Source organism: Aureliella helgolandensis, from assembly GCF_007752135.1.
GTDB lineage: Bacteria > Planctomycetota > Planctomycetia > Pirellulales > Pirellulaceae > Aureliella > Aureliella helgolandensis.
Window position 1 is genome coordinate 4,386,458 of sequence record NZ_CP036298.1, and the last position, 19,638, is coordinate 4,406,095.

The window sequence follows — 19,638 nt, forward strand, 5'->3', positions numbered from 1 at the left end:
AACCCCATTTTGCCAAACACATTTTGCTAAAGGACGGCTGCGACCTCCGCTCCCACAGAAGTTGAGCACGTGCCCCCTGCAACATGTCACAGGGAACCAGTTTCGCTATCATCTAAAGCAAACGCGAGCCTTTCGGGGACTCCCATGCCACTGCATTTGCGCGTACCATGAAGGCCCGCCGATCCCATCGACCTAGCTGACGCCCCCGCTGATTTTTTTTGAACTGAGATGCCATGGGCCGCCGCGCTCAACGAACACCACGTGGAAAAAGCGGCTCCGCGTCCTCCCAACTGCGGAACACGCCGAAACCATTTGATTGGAAACGCATTGGATTGGCGGTACTGTCGGTCCTACTATTGCTCGGCATTCTGGCCGTCCTGTGGCCTCTACCCGAAGAAGCTGGGCCCAATATTCAACGACCCAATTTCCAACAGTCCAGTCCGCGCCAGCCAAAATCCCAACAGTCGAGAAGCAACGAACAGGCACCGCTGCCGCCAACGGAGTCGATCGACAGCTTAGAACGACAACTGGGACTCCACGCTGCCTCCCCCGACACGGCAGAGAGTGCACTCGATTTTGGGCAGCTGGAACAGGAGATCACGGCCCAAGCAGATTTGGTGGTCAAGGAGTACCCTGCGGACTTCCAAGCCTGGCACCTAGCCGGCAAAATTTACGGGAAGTACAAGCAATCAGAGCCAGCTGAATTGCGATTCAAGAAAGCCCTAGAGATCGCCCCGAATGATTTGCAGGTGCGGCAGGACCTAGCGGATGTTTTGTTGCAAGTTGGCCGCAACGCGGACGCCGTCGCGATACTCTCCGAGGCCACGACTCTCGTCCCCAATTTTGAAACTCAGCCAGATTTTGTTCATGCACTCGCTGAATCGCTCATGGGGGTTGGACGATTGGATGAAGCGCGTCAATTACTCACGACCATGCTGGAGGACTCCCCCGATTCCCCCCATCACTGGATTAGCTTGGGAAAGGTCGAATTGCAGAAGCAAGAGTTCGCACTTGCTGAAGCCAGCTTCCATCGAGCCTTGGCACTCGACGAAACTAGTGAGGCAGCTTGGCTTGCGCTTTGTCAAACGCTTGCTTTTCAAAGGAAAACCGAGGAGGCCGCTGCAGCCCGAAAGCAATTGGAGGCACTGCGCCAGACGTCCTTGTCGGAACGCGAGAGCTTCGAAGAGGAACACCTTCTTTCGTTGAGGCGTTTTGCTGCGAGCAGCTTTCGTTCGCTCGCGGTTATTCGCCAAAATCATGGAGATAGTAAACAAGCCCAACTGGGATTGGAGCGTTCCCTAGCGCTGGACCCCTCCAATTTGCTCACCCTTTCTCATCTAATGGTTTTTCACCGCAATGGAGGTGAGTTTCCCGCCGCTGCAGATATAGCTCGCCGCATCCTTAAGCTGCAGCCTGATCTCTTTTCTCACTATGTGAATCTGGCCAACCTAAGCATGGAGCAGTCAGATCCTCACACTGCAGAACTAGCGCTGCGGCTGGCTGCCCAACGTGAACTGGCAGACGGGCAGGCGCAACTTTCACTCGCCCAGTTTATGCTAATGCTAAAGCGTCCCGTGGAGGCTATCGCGCCCGCCCGATCGGCCGTGCAGGAGATGGGGTCTCTCGACGCACGCCTAGTGTTAGTTTCAGCCCTGAATGCCAGCGGCCGAACTGCCGAAGCGCAAGCGGAACTAGACGACGCGAGGATGCGTTTCCCCCGCGATCCACGCCTAAGCCCTTAAGTTCGCAATCTCAGTTCGCTCACCGCTGCTTGATCGACTGCACCGTCTCGACTGCTTCCCAGCTTATTCGGCATCGCTTGCCGAGGACTGTCCCACTAGAGAATTTTCAAATCATGCGTAATCGGTCGCTCTGTCTCCTACTATCAATGCTCGTTGCTCAAGCCCTCTTCGCCCAAGCACCGGACAACAAGTTGCAATTGACCGACGTTTCCAACCAAACTGGAATCGAGTTTGTTCATACCGATGGAGGAAGCGGCGAGCACTATATTGTGGAATCGGTTGTATGTGGCTTGGCATTGTTCGACTACAACAATGACGGCTGGACCGATCTCTACTTCCTGAACGGGGCTCCCCTCAAGGGAACCGTTACGGATCAACCACCCACCAATGTTCTCTACCGCAACAACGGAGACTTCACCTTCTCCGACGTCACCTCTTCAGCCGGAGTCGGCGACGTGGGCTATGGGCTCGGAGTCGTCGTCGCCGATTACAATCAAGATGGATACGACGACCTCTACATCAACAATTTCGGCAAGAACGTCTTATACACCAACAATGGAAACGGCAGCTTTCGCGACAGCTCTGCGGCCATGGGGCAGCCCGTTCTCGACCAGTTCGGCGCAGGATGCGCCTTTCTTGACATTGAAGGGGATGGCGATCTCGATCTGTATGTGGCCAACTACGTCGACTTTACCTATGACCGCCACATTGTCCGCATGATTGGGGAACACCAATTCCATCCAGGCCCAACCGATTACTCCCCAAGTTCTGACATTCTGTTTCGCAACAACAACGACGGGACGTTTTTCAATATCAGCCAGGCTGCGGGAATCTCAGCGGTGGCCACCAATAGCATGGGCGTATTGGCGGTCGATGTGGACGAGGATGGGGATTGCGATATCGTGGTCGCCAACGACCAAATGGCCAACTCATTGTTCCTGAACGATGGACTTGGCCATTTCGTGGAAAGGGGCGTGGAAGCAGGGATCGGATTTGATCGGCGCGGCAGAGCCAACGGCAACATGGGCATTGAATTTGGTGACGTGGATGCTGACGGCCTGCTCGATCTGTTCACGACCACCTACCAAGATGAAATGCCTGTTCTGTACAAGAACTTTGGCGGGGGATTATTCATGGACCAGACTAACCTCGCCCAAATTGACACTCGCCTGACGCCTCATGTGCACTGGGGTTGTGGCTTGGTGGACTTCGACCATGATTCGGATCTCGATCTCTTTGTCTCATGCGGTCACTTTATGGACAACATTGCGTACATCGACGATCGGACCGCCGTAGACGTCCCAAACTACCTGCTGGAGAATATGGGAACCGGATCATTCCGCAATCCGACTCACCCCATGGGCAGTGGAATGGACATCGTAGCGAGTAGTCGCGGTGCCGCGTTTGACGACCTCGACAATGACGGAGATATCGATGTAGTGGTCCTCAATGCAAATGGCAAACCCAATATTCTCCGCAATGAGCTTATCGGAAATTCCCAAGCATCGTCGACGCCTGAATCGCCTGCTGCCAGGCAGGGAGTTAACTGGCTGCGCCTGCGGTTGATTGGCACAACTTCCAATCGCTCTGCCGTGGGCGCGAAAGTGAGCATTCAATCGAATGGAAAGCTTCAAATCGCAAACACCGTAGCCGGCCGCGGCTACCAAAGTCACTACTTATCTCGCCTGCACTTCGGGCTCGGTGGAGATGCGACAACGCTTGCGAACGTCAAATGGGCCAACGGAATCTCAGAAGAATTCGTGATCCCCAATGTCAATCAAGAATGGAACTTGATTGAAGGTGATGGCCAGGCGAAATCTATCGACAGCCCTTCTGCACTCTGACCCTGCGGCAGCCTTGCTTGGTGCACGCCTTGCTTGGTGCACGCCTTGCTTGGTGCACGCCTTGCTTGGTGCACCGCGCCACCACGACGCAGTTAACCAATTCACCGGCAGGCCACATTACGCATTTGTAATCATTTTTCTCAGCCCCCTTTAGGAGGACGGTGTTATCATTGCGACGCACTTTAAGCTGCACATCGAGCCAGTAGAGGCACCACACCGCCTGCGTGCAGGGGTTTTGCCTTTGATGCATCGCTGACAAGGTCCACGTAAGGATTCGAAGACTGTAATTCCTTACCGAGATCTCCCACAGCTCATGACGCTTTAGAGATGCTTACCTTCGATAGTCCTTCACATTTTTTAAGCGACATTAGCGAAAAACCTCAGCAAAATTAAGCACCTTAGGGATAGGTGCCTCCAGCGAGACGTAAGCTCAGCAGCCGTCTAGATGCTGTGCGAATGTTTAGACAGAAGGCAAGATTTGTCCCAATCACGGTTGGGCATTCAAATCCATGACAGTTGCTGCAACAGAAACTGAAGATTGGTCAGAGAGTTATTTTTCTTTTTAGGAGTAGGGATAATGTTTGTTTCTTCATTACGGCCGCGTAAGGTACGCATCAGGCCACTGGGTTTTACGCTAGTCGAGCTTCTGGTGGTGATCGCTATCATTGGCATTCTCGTTGGACTTTTGCTACCTGCCGTACAAGCAGCCCGCGAAGCCGCTCGACGGATGCAGTGTAGCAACAACCTAAAACAGAGCGCTTTGTCGCTTCACAACTACGAATCGAGCTTCAAGCGTTTTCCAGCTCATATGACCGGAACGGGGTCAATCGCCCAGTATGGGCAACGGGGCGTTTATTCGGGTTGGTACTCACTGCTGCCATTCTGCGAGCAAAGCGCACTTTACAACCAGTTGGAGTCGATGCAGGTAAATCCTTGGAGCTCGGCTACCAATGGAAATCTCATCGGAAATCTCCGCCTGTCCTACATGGAGTGCCCTAGTGACGCCGGTGAGCAAGACCCCTATGGTCGCGTTCGCAATGGCATGTCGAGCTATGGATTTTGCACCGGCGATGACATTGCAGCTTCCGTAATCGTTCCAGACGAACGCTCCAACACCGCCTTGGCGAACCAAAAGCAACCGGTTTCACACCGCGGAATTTTTGGTCGCTATTACTACCCATCGATGGGGGCTCTGTCCGACGGTACCAGTAATACCATTGCCTTAGGCGAACGCTCTCGTCCAAGTAGCCAACGCGGCAAGGGAATGGCGGCGCTCGACTTGTCCGCGGATCCCAATGCCTATTCTCCACTTAGCTGCAAAGTTCTGTGGGGCGGCAACGAATACATTGCATCCGCTAACACCGATATCGGTGACCAGTCTCCTGGCTACCGCGTGTTGGGTGGCAACACATTCTTCACCGGACTTAGCACGATCTTGGGCCCTAACTCCGCAGTCTGCGTGGTGGGCTCAACGTCGCTATCGAATCACTATGCAGGTGGAATTTGGACCGCAACGTCCGAACATACCGGTGGTGTTCAAGTAGCCATGGCCGATGGTAGCGTGCATTTCATCAGCGATGCCATTGATACTGGCAATTTGGCGACCTTCGCTCCATCACGACTTTCCAGCGGCCCAAGCCCGTATGGTGTGTGGGGTGCCCTCGGAACCAAGAGCGGTGGCGAATCCGCACAACTCGAATAAGTCGCATTGAATAACGTTCGCGGGCGGCAATTGCATTTTGTGTCTTCTACGCTTCCACCTTCCTCGTCAATCGTCGCGGGAAGGGGAAGGATTGTGGTTCACTCTCAGGTGCTTCTGCAGTCTGCCAGAACTAACACCGGATGAAGGAGGGGCGACTCGGCTCGCCCCTCCTCGCCAAAAAATACCCAATGAATTTTGTCAACAAGGAGTGGTCCAAAGTGAGTTTTTCGCAGATGCGAGTCCTGGGATGTTTGGCTTGCTGTACGTTTTTTCTAGTCGGGTGTGGTCCTGACCTGAGTCACTTGCCTCCAACGGTTACGGCCGAAGGCATCGTCACCCTAGACGGTGCACCCGTCGAGGGAGCACAAGTAGTGTTTATCTCAATGGAAGGTGAATCAGCCAGCGCCGCGTCGGACTCCTCCGGAAAGTTCGCTCTGCGTGCGTTCGATGAAAAACCTGGTGCGATTCCTGGTACCTACAAGGTGCAAGTAAGCAAGACCATTGCGGAGGCAACCGGCAAGCAAGATCCTGATGGCGGTGACATCATCAAATTCAATTTTGGCGTGCCCAAGAAATATACCGGCATCGGCACATCAGGTCTCGAAATGACCGTCCCGGAAGCAGGCTCAAGCGACCTCAAGATCGAGCTGGTTACCAAATAGCTTTACCACGTTCCCTTCGCACAAAGCCCATCTCGGGTAGGCCCGCGATGGGCGTGTTTAAATACCGCCGATTGCCAGTTTCGACTGCTGGCCGGCGGCGTGAGGGCCACGTCCGCTAGAGGGTTGCTCCCCAGGCGTTGTGCATTCGTTCAATTCCGGCGTCGGACGCTTTTCAAGGGTCCCAATTGCTGAGCTGCACAAGTTTCAGAGGGGCGTCTGTTGAGGCACCCGCGTTCGAGTGCTACGGCCGCCTTGCAGCATTCCTACCGGAAGACATCTGGAGGAAAAGCGACTCCTGTCGCCCCCGCTGCTTCTTTACAGCACGACTTGATCTCAGGAAAAATTGCGGGCGCCGATCAGGTTTCGGCTTTTGCCAGTATCACGAATTCTTGCAGCTCGGAAATCGCCTCCGAGATTTCCTCCCATAGGGACTCCAGCAACGCTTGTTCACCTTTGGCGGCGATCTCGGTCAGTCGATCCAGCCCGACCGTCCCGCCAGAGCCCTTAATCTGGTGTAGGTGCTTGGCGATCGTGTCTCGATCCCTCGCCTTGGTAGCTTCCAGCAGCAGGGGTAGCGCTGTGTCAATTTCTTCAACCAAGTCATTGGCGAACTTGTTCATCCATTCGTCCTCGAACAGGTCAGCAGCGTTCACTTCTACTGTTTCCAACACGGGCGTTGGCGAGGCCGCTGGCCGCCTCTCAGCTCTACCCGTCGGTGGCTCCACTGTGCCGGCATGCAAACGCGAATTTTCCACCACCGGTGCGCATTTTCCGATAACTCTACCAACCGTGTTGGCCTCAACGATCCCCAACAAGGCATTCAATTCGAACGGCTTGGTTAAGTACTCGGAACATCCGGCGGCTCGGCAACGCGACTCGTCGCCAACCAACGCGTTGGCGGTCAGGGCTACCACAGGTTTCTGAAAACCATGCTCGCGGAGAATACGGACGGTTGAGTATCCATCCAACACGGGCATCTGCATGTCCAGCAGGACAATGTCGAACGCCTCTTGGTCAGCCAACAATTGCTCGACAGCCTCCTGCCCATTGCAAGCGGTCATCACCGTTGCACCCGAATCGGTAAGCAACAAGCTCATCAATCTTCGATTCGATTCGCCATCATCCACCACCAGCACGCGAACTTCTCTGAGATCGCATTTAAGGAAGCGACTCACGCCACGCGTTCGCGCGATTGCCAGGGCATCCTCAGGGCTGACTAGGCCCCCATCCTCAGCGCCAACCACCGGCAGACTGAAAATCATCCTTGTGCCTACTTGCGTTTCGCTTTCGACGTCGATCTTCCCTCCTAACGCTTCTGCCAACCGTTTGCTGATGGAGAGTCCCAAGCCGGTGCCACCGTACTTACGAGTTGTTGAAACATCAGCCTGCTTGAAAGGCTCAAAGACAGACTCCAGCTGGTCAGCGGTCATACCGATGCCAGTGTCTTCAACGAAGATCTGCAGTCGTTCCGGTGAGCGCTCCGGTCCTTGGGTTCGTACGATCAGGGTAACGCCTCCCTGCTCGGTAAATTTAACGGCATTGCTGACCAGGTTCGTCAAAATCTGACGTAAGCGAGTAGAATCGCTGATCAGCGTTGCCGGTACACTCGTTTCGACTTCAATTCCTAAAGCAATGTTTTTCTGGATCGCCTGGGATTGCAACGAAGCCACCACATCACCGACGATCATCACCGGATTGCATGTAGCGTATTCGGTGACAATTTTGTCCGCTTCGATCTTGGAAATATCGAGGATATCATTGAGCAAATTCAGGAGGTGATGCGCATTGGAATGCACCGTCTGAAGATGCGAGGTGCGTTCCGCGTCGTCGGCAACGACCCCACGCAGAATCAGGTCCGTAAATCCTAAAATCCCGGTGATGGGTGTCCGTATTTCATGACTCATCCTGGCTAGAAAATCGCTCTTCGCAGCGTTGGCTTCCTCGGCCGCATTTTTTGCCAACTGCAGCTTCTCTTTCGTCGCTGACAATTGATTCGCTGTTCGCTCCAGCTCTCGAGAGTGACGCACGACCGAATCGGTACGCTCTTGCACCTTGCGTTCCAAATTTTGGTTCAAGTCGTGCAATTGGCAGAAACTATCCGCCTTTTCCAGGGCTGCACCGGCGGCCGATGCCAAGTAGTCTGCAATTCGAATTTCGTCGTCACCGAAAATTCCAGAGAATCGCCGATTAGCGACATATAGAAGCGCAACGGTCTTGTCATTAACATCGATCGGGCAACACAGAAACGTGCCTTTGGACGTGGACGCCGTAAGATTCGAAGCCACCGTCTCGACATCTCGGACGACGGTCTGCCTCGTTGAACTGGCTTCCTCGACGAGGCTCAGGTCGAACGCTTGACCTGGCGGAATGGTGGTCGTCTGACTGGCGGCATTGTCCAGCACCAGCAGAACCTGTTCACCACGCAAGATTTTGGTCGCGGCCGTTCGCACCTCATGATAGATCTCTTCGGGCATGGTGCTGGTTGCAATGCGACGGCCCGAAGCAAGCAGGGTATCGAAGCGATTGAACAGCGAGAGGGAGCCCCCCTCATTGACGTTATGTTGGTCTTTCCCCAGCTGCGAAAGTCGCATTTGAGCTTGCTCGAGAGCGTCCTGATCGATCGGCCAACCCAACTCGCGTCCGTATTCCGCATGCAGGACGCGTGTCTCCGCTTCTTCGACATCCGCCTTGTGAGCCCTGGCCAGGTCCAAACTGCGTTGGAACATAGCTCTTGATTTTCGAGACTGGCCGCAAATTGCCAGCACGGCAGCATACTCGCGCAAGGCATGAGGTCGATCATTCGTAAACTGACGAGCAACCGCAACAGCCTGCAGTGCGCAACGGAGTAGTTGTTTCACCCACTTTCGCCGCTCGGAAAGACTGCGCAAATCTGCAGTCTCGAGCTTACGGCGTAGCGCGGTACACAACCAAGTATAGGACGGACTGACGTACGAGTTGCTAACCTTGGTCTTACGTGCCACGGAGACCGCTTCTGCAAAGGACGTTGCCGCCTCCTCAAACTGATGCTGAAAAAAGTCATGGACGCCCTTGGCAATCAAAACTTGGCAGGTTCGTTGGGCGTCAATCACTTCGCGCGACAGTTCCAGGTCGATCACTTCGATCGGCATGTTCCCGCGCGCCGCGCGGACCCAAACGTCAATGATATTCCCCGTACCCTGAAAATCTCCACGTTGCAGTGCCGACTGGTAATTCACCTGGGCCAGTTCGATCGCTTCGTCCAATTGACCTATTCGGTAGAGCGAGGCCGCTAACTGATACCGTGCGATATGCACTTCCCAGTAGTCGCCGGTGCGTTCCAAAATCTCAACAGCTTGACGCCCCTGCTCAATGCACGCTTCATACCTTGAGAACGAGAAGTGAAGGATGCTGAGGAAATTCCGGGTTTGGCCCTGCCCCCAAGCGTCGCCCAGCGCCTTGCGAATTTCCAAGGAGCGTTTTCCATATTCCATTCCGCGTTTCTCCCAACGAATCAGCGTCATCACGGGCGCATGTTCCGAGTAGGATTGGGCAAGGAATCTTGTTGGTTGGAAGCTCTCGGCTGCATTCATTCCACGCAGGTGTGCCCACAGCGTGAAGTACTTGGTACGGGTAAACCAATAGGCGTGTGCAATCTTGCTGTACAGCGAGAGTGACATTTGTTCTTGTTCGCTAGGAACTTGATCGCAGCGGCCGCTGAATCTGGGAAACAGCGATTTGCGAAACTGCCGTATCCCTTCCACGGCCAGGCTCCAGCCCAATTGCAACCGATTCTTACAAATGGGCTGATGGAGTCGCTGCAATGATGCTTCGAAACATTCAACGGCTTGGTCTTTGTTCCCCCGCTTGAAATAGAGTTCGCCTCGTTTCATTAGCAGATGGGCTTGATCCATCTCCGAACCGACACTGCCCTCTGCTTGATCGAGCCATTTTTCTGCAGCATCATACTCTCCCTGCAACAGCAAGACTTCACTCATCATCGTTTCGATAAAGTGTTGCTGTTCGGCAGTTGCATAGCGCAGGGCGCGCGCGGCGATTTCTAACTGCTCTTGAGCGCTCACCAACGAAAAACTGCTGCGCGCAATTTTTGCCGCATGGATCGCATTCGGCAAAGCCAGTTCGTGCAGGTACGCAGCATCGAAATGGTACGCCAGCTTGAAAAATTCGCTCGGCTCATTCGCTCCCAAGTACCGTCCGATCTGTCCGTGCATTTTTGTGATGGCGTTGCTCGACAAATCTGCCAGGATTGCTTCCCGTATCTTGTCGTGCACGAAGGACAACACGCGATCCGGTCGGCTCCAAACCAATCGCTGGGTGCGGGCGGGCTGAATTGCGGCGTAGGCATCTGCAATACTGATTCCCACCAATTCCGCTGCGATATCTAAGCTAAACTCGCGACCAATGACCGCCGCGACGGCCAGAATATTTCGCGTATTGTCAGGCAAACGGGACAATCGATCAACTAGGATTTCGCTTGCACCTTCCGCGGTTTGAAAGGTTGAAAGCCGGTGCTGGTCGACTTCCCATTCCCGATCGACGCTGCGCAACGCTCGCGATTCCACCAGCCCACGCACCACCGCGGCTGCCATGAACGGACTTCCCTCCGCAAAACGTTGAACGACTTCAATCGCTGTATCGGGAAGATGCCCAGCCATCGATTCGGCCAACTGCCTGACTGCATGGTCGCTCAGCGGACCAAGTGACAGTTTCTCAGAAACGTTGATATCCCTTCGCAGCTTACCTGCGATACCTTCATTCGGACGCGCAACCGCAAAAAGACAGCAGTGCTCGGATGGTTCCTCAGAGATAGCGACTAATATTCGGAATGACTTATCATCCATCCACTGACAATCGTCCAAGGTGATCATCACGCTACGATCCGCCGTCCCTAAGCCGGTGAATAGAGTCCGAAACGCAGAGATCACCCGTCCCTGGCCCAATTCATCGGGCCCCGATAACGTGTTAATGGGCCATCCAAAGATTTTGGCAAGTTGTGGCATCGCCGTCGCAACTTCCTGACGATAGTCCTCCATCCGCTGCATGGTCCGGACCAGCAGGGCTGGCTCGTTCGCGATATGCTTTACCAATTGGTCCAACGCCTGAAGCCACACGGCTGCTGGCTCTTGGGCGCTATGCTCAGTCGCTCGGCCACGCAGTACTAGGTAGCGTTTTCGAGATGCAACGCGTGCGACTTCATTGAGTAAACGCGTCTTCCCCATTCCAGACTCGCTCATCAACAAGATCTTCTTCGATCCACCCACGAGCACTAAGTCGAGAGTGTGCTCCAACATATTGAGTTGCATATCGCGACCAACAAATGCGGGATCAATAATCGCTGAACGCTGGTCGGCTCCGCCGACTACAAAATCATCGAAACTCTGGTTTCCCTTCAGCACCTGGGTAATCACTTGAACGTCATGCAGCGCCGCCCGAGCGCTTTGATAGCGGTCCCGTGGCTCCTTCGATATCAATCGGTCAATGAACTGAAGGATTGCATCCGGCGTGTCGTCAGGGTATCGAGTGACATCCGGATCTGCCGTCATGTGTTGGTAGAGGATCTCACTAACATCACCCTCAAAGGCAGTTTTCCCCGTCAGGGCTGCATACAAGACAAATCCGACAGAATAGAGATCCGAGGAATCGCAAATATCGTGATCGATGATTCCCGACAACTCGGGCGACGTGTAGGACGCGCACTCCCGCGCAAGCTGATCATCCTTACCGAACACTTCGGGGCACCACAGTGGGACGTAACCACACAGAACGGAATGCCCGTCACTCCTCATAATAATATTCGACGGACGAATGTCCCGATGAATACACCCCAGTCGATGGATATGATCTAGCCCATTCAGCAGATCATCGGCTAACACCATCACTTCGTCAGCCGTGAGTGGACTTTTCTGAAACCTCGATGAGAGCGAATCCCCCTCGACAAAGGGATAGACGACCCGTAGGTTCTCTTCCCCTACTTCGTAGTCGATGGGATGCGCATAGGTATCGCAGCGGATACTGGATGTCAGACGCGCTTCAGTCTTGAACCGGTCAAACCCTCGTTCGCGAAAAACCCTCTTGGGAACTTCGCGCAGAATGACCTTCCCCCCCATGTTAAGATCTTCGGCAAGGAAGCAACGGACGATCGATGCATTCGATAGTTCTTTGATAATGCGGTAGCCATCGGCGCTCTGGCCCACGCTATTACCATTTTCCGTTGAACTCACTATCGCCTCGATTGCAATCGACCAAGCGCATCATTGCAAAACGCGAACGACTTCGGGGCGGGAGTCGCACTCGTTTTTGGGCAGTGATTGAACGCATACGTGCGGTCCTGTTAGCCATGCCCGAGAAACAGTAGCCCACTGCGCCTTGACTTTCCGGAGAATTCGCCAGAATTAGCGACTTTTTACCTAGAGGTGTCCGGAATCTAACTATTCTACCAAGGAGAGTGCCACAATCGCCCCTTGCGCCGCCCAGTCCCCCGCCCAGTCCCTAACCTCGAGTTGGGCGTCGCAACTCCTGTCCAGACTCATCGAGCGACTGAAACGATGCCAGGGGTGTTGTCGACCCCCAAGGCACACGATGCACCACGAGCGCCATGAACAAGTGTTCCACCAGTAGTCAATCGCGAGGGCTAGACACTGTGATGCCACTCGCCTCAAACCACCGGTCCCAATGATCTCCGACCACACATTAGATATCTGGATTGCGTGCCCCCAAGGAGCTACAGCAACTCACCGCGCATTAACACCGGATAGCGTGCGAGAAGGCTACGCTATTGCTTGCAGCTACAGGAATTTACAACTCGATGGACAAAGAGCAGGCAACAGACAGACTAGCTGGCAGGTCCGTAGGTGCTCTGCCGTGCCCAGCGCGGCCCAGCATTGTTAACAGCTGCCTACCGAGTGGTTTGCGCCGCACTGGCCACCATCATCCAGCGGCACAGAGGCTGGCTAAAATTCCTGCTGTACCTGGATAGAATCTGGTTGGGGAATGCTCCCCATGCGGACGCGTACCGCAGTACAACTACCACTGAGCAAGTCGCCTCCGTTACGGGGTGATGCAACCGCTTAAAGGTTATCCTGCACCGGAACGGTATCCATAAACCCAATCATCATCTCTTCAAAGCTCTGGTCCCCCCATTTCACTGACTGGCTGGGATCGGGATTTGTCAAATTGTATTTGCTGTTATCAAATACGGCCGTGCATCGAATGCGCGTCCCCTTCGGGAGATTGAGGGGTGTGTCGAGAACGTACTTTAGCTGCCAATTGAAGTCGTAGTTGGGTACGTTCAGAACCGTTTCCGTTCGCCCGTCGGGGAAATGGGCGTCGTAGCGGAACGATTTACCACGCAGGTGCATGTGGGGAGTGAGGCTGAGTAAATTCTCATCGTGCTTGACCACGTAATCAGCCGTCACTTCATGCTTAGCCGCATTCGGCGGAATCACAAAATCTTGGTCAATCGCGGCGCGACCACGCACCCGCTTGCGGACGTTTTCCTTGTCGGTAAATCGAAACCCCACATAACTCAAGTCGTCGGTTGCTGAACCATTGGGCGTGTAGTGCATCTCGAACAGCAGCTTGCTCCCTGCTTTCACCTCGATCGCCAGCCCATCTTCGAACTCCATCGGAGGGCTGCCTGGTGCATAGCCAGCCAAAACTTGGCGGAAATCTCGGCGATCCTCCCCAGGTGGTATCACGAACACCAAAATGTGATGCACCACCCCACGTTTGTCCGGCCGCGCTTCGGAGGACACAATGTACTTGTCTTCATCCCATTGAGGGTCCACTACGAAATGTTGATAATCCAACACGCCTTCGGCAGCGACGGAAAAGGGTTCTTCCCGCATTTTGATCACCAGCTCCGGCTCCTCCATCTGCCACCCGGTTGCAAATACTGGGGGCTCGGGCAGGTCTTTCGGATCGCCTTCGGGCATCCCATTCTCAACCCAGGTGGCAATCAACTCACGCTCCAACTCACTGAGACGGGCGTCATTGGCAAACGTCCCATGCGCTGGATCCGCATACCAGGGGGGCATCCGATTGTCGTCGATGACTTCCAAAATCGTATCCTCCCAGCCCAAGACATCGTCGTAGCCGGTCAGCGTGAACGGAGCAATCTCTCCATCGCGATGGCAACTCATGCACTTGCTGTTGAAAATCGAGGCAATGTGCTTGTTAAAAGTAATTTCACCCGTAGCCGCGATCTCTTTAACGCGACCAATATGGCACCCCACGGCTTTAGTCTCAGCCAACGCAATCGGCTGCCCCGTTAACAAGGCCTCTATGGCCAACGTCAACTCGGGTTTGGGATCTCGCTCCTTGGAATAGCCCACTCCATACTGATCGTCGATTCGGCCATGGTAACGCACGATGCGGTCATGATCGATCAAGAACACTTCCGGCGTGCGTTGAGCACCCAATGCATCGGCGATGCGGTTTCCAGGATCCTTGAGCATCGGAAACCCGATCTCGTGTCGATGCACGTAGGCTGCGACTTCCGTTAGGCTATCCTGGCTGTTGGAATTGATTCCCAAAACTTGTACGCCGCGTTCAGCATACTGTTCTTGAATATCTGTCAGCCTGGGGCCGTAGAGTTTCGCCAGTGGACACTCAGCGCCGAGGAACACGATCGCCACCGCTTGCGAGGAAGCAAAGTCATCGAGCGAAACCTGCTTACCGTAGCAATTCAGCAAGGTGAACGACTCCACTTTTTCGCCAAGCTTGCTTTCGCGGCTCGTGTCGGCCGACCAACACGTCGCACAACCCAACAGGATAACTGCCCAAAACCGGAGCCCCGTTTTCCACATCGAAGAAACCTCTTTCCATTGATTGCAAAACACACTTCATCAGCGTGCTGGTTAAGTCACCCGGGCCCATTGCCAGGCTGTCGAGCTAGTAGCACTTTTTGTTTTTATACCGCGTTCTAATACGCATTTTAATACAGCGGTTTCAACACGCCGGCAGTGCCTCGAATTGCGTTGTAGCAGACACCACCCATCCTTGCTCGCCACCTTGTTAGGCGTTTCAGCCGCTCAGAGGTGTCTCGGAGTGCTAACTTCTCACTAAAAAAAGAATCGCACTTCAAGCGACGCCTTGCGAGCAAGCTGCTGCGAGTTCCTATCACGAAGAACCCACTCAAACGACAAGTCGGATAGCGGAGAAAACGCGACAAGGACGGCACACCATCGTGCCATCTCCAGGATGCCAGTCGAAAACCGCCCAACTAGAATTAAACATGAACTTTCGCATAGGGTCCACTGCGAAATTGTATCGGATTGTAAAAGACGGTCGCACTGCCAGACCTCAGCCGGTACTTACGCGACAGGAATTCCCGTTAAGTGCAAGGCGTTCTTTCCCTCTCCATCTAGGGAAACGCAGCACATTGCCCCCTGGCCGCCACCATGGCCGATCCGCTGAAGCCCTGTCCGCGTTCGAGATGGGCTCCCGCCCCACTCTTAGATTACACGGGTCCGCTCTTTGGGCGCTTTCAAGTCATCGCAATGCGTCCCCGTCAGCTTACCGCTTGCCTGAGAATAGCGCCGGTCGTTGTCCTCCCAAGCCCCCCAACCGTGGCTAGAAGTGGCACATCGAATGGTTCAATTCGCGACCTTGACAAATTAAGCAACCACACATCGCATATCGGCGATAAGCAATAAACTAACACGGAAGGCATATCCCGTGAGCGAGGAGAGAAGTCCTGGCGAATTCATGTTCTGATGGCTGTGGCGGGCTGATCCGGCTTCAGGTCGCCGAGGATGGTTTGGGGCTCGCTCCCTGCGAAACCTACTCGGGGGACATATTCGGGAGACACAGAAGCCACCGACTTCGTCCGCCGCGCTGCCGCAACTCAAAGGAGGGCCGAACTGGGAATCGAAGTGGAAGACGAACCTTTGGAAACCCCGGTCTATCGTATACGCCATGCAGACCACTCGCCCGCTCAAGCAGCCTGCTCGAAGATCCTCAACCGAGCTCCCAATCCTACGACCGCCTCCTACGCTGTCATGACATGCTATCATGCCCAACACACCAGTCCGGTGGTAGTTGGCTGCGCACCCCCGTGCCTCCCATACGCTACTAAGCTCCCCAAAGGCGCGAATGATGCGGAGACGGAGGATGCGACCTACGAAAGCTCGCGGCAGATTTTCTGCTAGATGCTTTTCTTCTGACTCAAGTCTAGGGAATTGGTGCGAGCGCCGGGCTCCGGCAATATGCCATCGCCGCCGCCAGTCGATTGGCTTTGGTAGGGGCCCCCGACAATAGGTAACTGACACTTGCCAGCGCCTCTCCTGCTCGCTCACCGGTGCTGGGTCGCACTGAGGTTCGGTTGACAAGCGGCCAGCTCAAGAGGCTTCCACGGGCATTCCTGGGAGGACCAATTGACGTCCGCTGGGGGTGAAACGCGACGCTTGGGATGCAATGACTTGCTACAATCGGTGTCAGACAAAGAACCTCAAGAGACGACTAGCGGAGCCCCAGCATGCACGACGCCCCCCACGATTTTCTTTCCCGAGCTCTTAGTAACGCTTACCAAGGTGCACTGGGCGGGCTTGCCGAAGCTAGCCGACAGGGGAACTCTCAGCACTGGTTGTTGGCAACCATTGTTGGGTTGCTCGGCATCAATTGCCTTTCGACCATCGCCGCAGAGAGACCCAACATCATTGTCCTTTACACGGATGACCAGGGCTATGGGGATGCCAGCTGCCTCAATCCGCAGGCCAAATTTGAGACGCCCAATCTCGATCGTTTGGCCCATGAGGGAATTCGCTTTACGAATGGACATTCGGCGGATTCCGTCTGTTCTCCATCCAGATACGGACTTTTGACAGGTCGCTACTGCTGGAGAACGACACTGAAGACCGGCGTCCTGGAAGCCGAGGCAGAGTGCTTAATCGAGGATGGGCGGGAAACCTTGGCCACCTTGCTAAGACGCCAGGGCTACACCACTTCGATGGTTGGCAAATGGCATCTGGGAATGCAATTTCCAGGCGATTTTGCTGCTCGCGACTGGAGTGGTCCGGTTCGAGACATGCCTCTGGACAAAGGATTTGACTACTTCTTCGGCATCCCAGCCTCGCTCAACTATGGCGTACTGGCTTGGTTTGAGGGAAGGCATGCAGCCACTCCACCGACTCAATTCACTGCCAAGAAGCCCAACTCTCGCCATGTAGATTACCGCATTGCTCCCCCGTATGAATCCACTCCCGCCGAAACCAAGAGGTTGCATGGCAAAGCGGCCATCGAAGTCGCAGCCGACTTTGTGGACAACCAGTGCCTGACGCGTTTTACCGATCGAGCGATCCAATGGATGACCCGCCATATCTCCAGCCAGCCCGCCCCGGCCCCCTTCTTCCTCTACCTCCCGTTCACTTCCCCACACTACCCTGTGTGTCCGTCGCCGGAGTTTTGGGGACAAGGCGAGTGTGGTGGTTATGGAGAGTTCGTAATCGAAACCGACTACCATGTGGGCCGCATCCTTAATTATCTTGAGTCAGCCGGTATCGATGACAACACCCTGATTGTCTTTACCAGTGACAATGGCCCCGAGACCTCATGGAAACAACGCGCGAAAAAATTTGACCATGCCAGCAACGGTTCTTTTCGCGGCGGCAAACGCGATATCTACGAAGGCGGACACCGCGTTCCCTTCTTTGTCCGATGGCCTAGCGGCATTGCCCAACCGGGACGCGAATGGTCACGGCCCGTCGGCCAGGTCGATCTTCTAGCTACCATCGCTGAACTCCTGCAGGTGGAACTCGACTCGAATGCAGCAGAAGACAGCTGTAGCTTTGCACCAGTGCTGACGTCACCGACCACCAACCTAGAGCGATTGCCGTTGATCAATCATGCCATGAACGGCCGGTTCTCCATCACGAAGGGAGACTGGAAGCTCGTTCTCCCACACAAGGATCTCCCAGCAGAGCTCTTCGACCTCGCTAACGACGCCGGGGAACAGGAAGATTTGCTGGCGGATGCGTCGGGAGAGGCTCATCAAGAACGCGTTGCACACCTCACGCGTTTGATGACCGAAATTGTAGTCAACGGTCGAACCACGCCGGGCCTCAGTCAACCGAACGACACCGGCTACTGGAACGATCTGAGCTGGCTGCCGCAATCCGAGTACGAATCGTTGACTCAGCAAGATTAGCTCACCGAACGCATCCTGAGGACCGTCGGAACAACTGTTGGCGGATCGTCGCCGAACCGCTCACCGGTTCGTTCTGGAAAATGCCGATCGGCGGAGCGATCTGCCGACACGGATTGCTCCGACCGCCCCTTAGGGTTTTGCAACCCAACTGCGTTGGCTGGCGGCATCTGCGGCTTGCCAAACATGCAGCTTCCCATCGAAGGCGCCGGATGCGACCAACTGCTCAGAGGGTTGGAGCGTCGCAGACAGTACCCAGTCGGAATTCCCAGTGAATTCACGGACAACACTATTGCTCGTCAAATCAATCTGCAATAAACGTCCGTCAGCACAGGGAACCAAGACGAACGCGGGCGTCACCAGGGGCTTAAACCCGACGCCCCCTAGCGCTACCGATGCGATGTTCTTGCCATCAGCGATCGTCCAGCGGTGCAGTTTGTGGTCGTCTCCTGTTGAGACCGCCTCGCTACCATCTCCTACGAAGGCCACCCCTTGGACGGTTGCCTCATGTCCGAGGTAACTCGCCAGCAGGCTACCATCGGAGCCATCATAGACCTTTACCGACTTATCCCGACTTGCCGAAGCCAGACGGCTTCCGTCGGGACTCCAGGCGACTGCTGTTACCCAATCCGCATGGCTCGAAAGTGTACGAAGCTCTTGCTTGGTGTCGACATCGACAATCCGAACCATGCCGTCGGCCGAGCCCACAGCCAACTCGCTAGTCTGAGGACGGAAGGCAACATCCAAGACAACATCATGCGTTCTCGCCAACACATCGATCACCTTACCACTCTCAAAATCGACCACCCGCACTTCGCCACTTTGCCCTGGCTCGCCACAGGCAACGGCCAGTCGCTGCCCGTCGTGGTGAAATTTCATCCCAAATACGCGTTGGCCTATGTTTGGGATCCGCCGCGCGAGGCTACCATCGACGACATTCCAAACCGTCAACTCGTGGTACCCGCCGACAATCAACTGTTGACCATCCGGCGAGAAGGTAACGCTGGTAGCTGGCACGGGGCGGGCATAGTTCGCTGGTGGATCGGGATAGACCGCAGGTGGAACAACCAGCGCCAACTGTTGGTTCGGCTCCATACCATCAAATTTGGCTCCCTCTTGAATCCATCGCGACATCAGCGCAATTTGTTCGGACGTAAGTGGAGCTGCATCCACGGGCATCCGCTCTGACGCATCCTCGGCGGCAACGCGCCGCACCAACTCCCCAATTTCTTCCGCTGAATGGCCAATGGGGCCTTCCCCCGAATCCCCTGGCTTCTGTACTTCGTCAAACGTATCGACCCGATAGCCACCTTCGGACTTCCTGGCTCCATGGCACGCCAGGCAATTTTCCAGCAGAATCGGGGCGATGTCTCTGCGAAAGCTAACCGGCTCTTCGGCGGAGACTGGAGCCGCCCCAGCCCAAGTCAACATGCAGAGCGCGAGAATCGATCGCGTGCCCCATCGCAAACGGTCTGACAACAAGCAAGCAGGCGACATGTTTGGAATCTTGCAATGAAAAAAGTATGCGGGGGCAGAGGGCATGAAGTAG

At 54.9% G+C, this 19,638-nt stretch carries 8 protein-coding genes; 5 read left to right on the plus strand and 3 right to left on the minus strand.

The genetic code is table 11. The features are described from left to right. Positions 1 to 233: 233 nt before the first annotated feature. From Q31a_RS15555 to Q31a_RS15570, 4 genes are all read left to right on the plus strand, one after another. Complete coding sequence (locus Q31a_RS15555; RefSeq protein ID WP_145079655.1) at positions 234 to 1,742, plus strand: tetratricopeptide repeat protein; 1,509 nt, start codon at positions 234 to 236, stop codon at positions 1,740 to 1,742. Positions 1,743 to 1,855: 113 nt separating this feature from the next. Further along, complete coding sequence (locus Q31a_RS15560; protein ID WP_145079658.1) at positions 1,856 to 3,586, plus strand: CRTAC1 family protein; 1,731 nt, start codon at positions 1,856 to 1,858, stop codon at positions 3,584 to 3,586. Between the two features lie 577 nt (positions 3,587 to 4,163). Further along, a complete protein-coding gene (locus tag Q31a_RS15565; RefSeq protein ID WP_145087305.1) occupies positions 4,164 to 5,288 on the plus strand; it encodes a DUF1559 domain-containing protein in 1,125 nt (374 codons plus the stop codon). A 188-nt stretch (positions 5,289 to 5,476) separates the two neighbouring features. Beyond that, a complete protein-coding gene (locus Q31a_RS15570) occupies positions 5,477 to 5,950 on the plus strand; it encodes a hypothetical protein (RefSeq protein ID WP_145079661.1) in 474 nt (157 codons plus the stop codon). 356 nt (positions 5,951 to 6,306) lie between these two features. Here the strand turns inward: Q31a_RS15570 and Q31a_RS15575 are convergent, their stop codons facing one another. Both Q31a_RS15575 and Q31a_RS15580 read right to left on the minus strand, forming a co-directional pair. Beyond that, a complete protein-coding gene (locus Q31a_RS15575; RefSeq protein WP_231690778.1) occupies positions 6,307 to 12,168 on the minus strand; it encodes an ATP-binding protein in 5,862 nt (1,953 codons plus the stop codon). 846 nt (positions 12,169 to 13,014) lie between these two features. Continuing rightward, positions 13,015 to 14,754, minus strand: a complete 1,740-nt coding sequence (locus Q31a_RS15580; protein WP_145079664.1) for a redoxin domain-containing protein — start codon at positions 14,752 to 14,754, stop codon at positions 13,015 to 13,017. 1,670 nt (positions 14,755 to 16,424) lie between these two features. Between Q31a_RS15580 and Q31a_RS15585 the strand changes: the two genes are divergently transcribed. Continuing rightward, entirely contained in the window at positions 16,425 to 18,092 is a 1,668-nt protein-coding gene (locus tag Q31a_RS15585) for a sulfatase family protein (RefSeq protein ID WP_145079667.1), read from the plus strand. 129 nt (positions 18,093 to 18,221) lie between these two features. Here Q31a_RS15585 and Q31a_RS15590 read toward each other — a convergent pair whose 3' ends face one another. Continuing rightward, the gene (locus Q31a_RS15590) at positions 18,222 to 19,586 is read right to left on the minus strand and encodes a c-type cytochrome domain-containing protein (RefSeq protein ID WP_197355309.1); all 1,365 of its coding nucleotides are present in this window, start codon (positions 19,584 to 19,586) and stop codon (positions 18,222 to 18,224) included. Positions 19,587 to 19,638: the final 52 nt, after the last annotated feature.

Coding starts and splice junctions, on each gene's coding strand:
- Q31a_RS15555 (WP_145079655.1), top strand. CDS start 234: ATGGGCCGCCGCGCTCAACGAACACCACGTGGAAAAAGCGGCTCCGCG.
- Q31a_RS15560 (WP_145079658.1), top strand. CDS start 1,856: ATGCGTAATCGGTCGCTCTGTCTCCTACTATCAATGCTCGTTGCTCAA.
- Q31a_RS15565 (WP_145087305.1), top strand. CDS start 4,164: ATGTTTGTTTCTTCATTACGGCCGCGTAAGGTACGCATCAGGCCACTG.
- Q31a_RS15570 (WP_145079661.1), top strand. CDS start 5,477: ATGAATTTTGTCAACAAGGAGTGGTCCAAAGTGAGTTTTTCGCAGATG.
- Q31a_RS15580 (WP_145079664.1), bottom strand. CDS start 14,754: ATGTGGAAAACGGGGCTCCGGTTTTGGGCAGTTATCCTGTTGGGTTGT.
- Q31a_RS15585 (WP_145079667.1), top strand. CDS start 16,425: ATGCACGACGCCCCCCACGATTTTCTTTCCCGAGCTCTTAGTAACGCT.
- Q31a_RS15590 (WP_197355309.1), bottom strand. CDS start 19,586: ATGTCGCCTGCTTGCTTGTTGTCAGACCGTTTGCGATGGGGCACGCGA.